The sequence below is a fragment of the Plectonema radiosum NIES-515 genome (assembly GCF_025753815.1).
GTDB lineage: Bacteria > Cyanobacteriota > Cyanobacteriia > Cyanobacteriales > Nostocaceae > Hassallia > Hassallia radiosum_A.
The window spans coordinates 1-1,663 of sequence record NZ_JAOWRF010000352.1; the positions used below are offsets into that span (position 1 = coordinate 1).

Annotated in this window: 2 pseudogenes; one reads left to right on the forward strand and one right to left on the reverse strand. The window is 41.0% G+C overall.

Annotated features, from left to right (window positions below):
- Positions 1-113: 113 nt before the first annotated feature.
- Positions 114-1,200: pseudogene (gene iscB, locus OGM63_RS24620) on the reverse strand (RNA-guided endonuclease IscB); the annotation flags it as partial.
- 307 nt (positions 1,201-1,507) lie between these two features.
- Here iscB and OGM63_RS24625 point away from each other — a divergent pair.
- Positions 1,508-1,663: pseudogene (locus OGM63_RS24625) on the forward strand (ISKra4 family transposase); the annotation flags it as partial.

The following is a 1,663-nucleotide window of genomic DNA, read 5'->3' on the forward strand; positions in this document are numbered from 1 at the left end:
ATGGAAACCAAGTTGTCAAGGTTCTGTTCTAGTCAATACGAAGGACTAGTCTCCTTGCCCCTAGTTCGTTTTTAGGCTGGTAGCCTTTCCACTTTATAGGGAACGAATCGCACAAATCCATATTTATTAGTCCCACACATTTGTCGTGTTCCGTGTCCCGTTGCTTTGATTAATAAAGGCTTGGTTGTTAATATCTCCAAAGTGTCAACATTACCAACACATGCTGCATCAATCCAATGAGTTTTAGGTAGCTTTAATCTAGTTCGGTTAAATTTAGTTTTTCCTCCAGAACCTGTAGCTACTGGTAGTCCGCTGTCTTTTAATGCGTTAAATAATGCCCATCTAGTAGAGTTGACCGCAGCAGCATCCTTTAGCAGACGTTTGGCTTGAGATTGAATCTTCTTTAAAAGTTCCGGTATTCTTGCCAAAAACTTTTCAATATCTTGTGTCCCCTTTTTTAGGTTGCACTTCTCGCAGGCAAGGCATAAGTTAGATATTTTATTGGTTCCACATGAAGCTTTTGGTTTGATATGTTCCACTTGTAAAGGTATATTTTCAGCATCACAATACGCACACTTTCTATCCCACTTATTGAGCAAATATTCGCGCGAAAGTGACCGGGGGAAGTTTCCCCCGGCGCATTTCGCGCACTTCATAGCCTAATAATTCCCCTTGCTGATATTCAATACCTGATATTTCCGGATTTTCTAACTGTTGCAAGTCAAATCTTACTAACTCTTGAGTGATGGTGGTAATAGGTGCAAATTTACATAGTCGTTTAACCCAAGTACCGATGGTTAAGACGCGATGCAGCAACGAAGGTGCAAGCCAACATGAAGGTCTAGCTCTGTTTGAAAATCTAGCTTGACGATATCTGGTATGTCTTGAACGTCTTCCCCGCCTTAATGACTTTCTAGACTCAAGGGAGGCTTTAATGGCAGAACCTCTATGGGTTAACTCCGCACCAAAAACAACTTTGTCGTTTTGAACTAACGCGATGCCAGTTACTTTTGAACCTGGGTCTAATTTGATTTGAATTGATTGAACAACTTCAGTTGAAATTGTTTTTAAGATGATGGTAAAAGGGTAACGACGGAATACAGCAGCTTTTTTTTGACTCAGCAATTTTCTAGCTGTAGCAGGGTGTACGGGGTTACAGGGTGTTTTGTTTGTGTCGATAGCTAAAACGTAATTGGACATAAGTGAACTCCTTTTCAGGGTGATGTTAGCTTCGATTCTGTTACCCTAGCTTGTAAGAAAGTGCAACACTACTTCAGTGACCTTAAAGTTGTTTAATTGCAAATGACAGAGCGGGAAACTAGCTACGCATTTCAGGGTGTCGTGACTAGGGTAACGGCTACCTATTTCTAGGTAATCTGGTCAATATGGCTTGAAGGATTACTCTTCCAAGCCCCGTCTATGAGTGAGCGGGGTTAGTGACTCTTAGACTTATACGCCTCACCGTATTTTCTCTTAGTCTTGTTCAGAAATCAAATAGGAGTCCTATATACTAGTTATTAGCGCCGATGGAAAAGGTGTGACAATGCGTAGAGAAGATTTACGTCCAGAAACGCAAAAACGAGCGCAAGCAAGTCACAAAAAATTAGATAAACGCTTAACTAAGGGTGAAAAACGAAACTCTAAAAGGATGGCAACAGTCGCA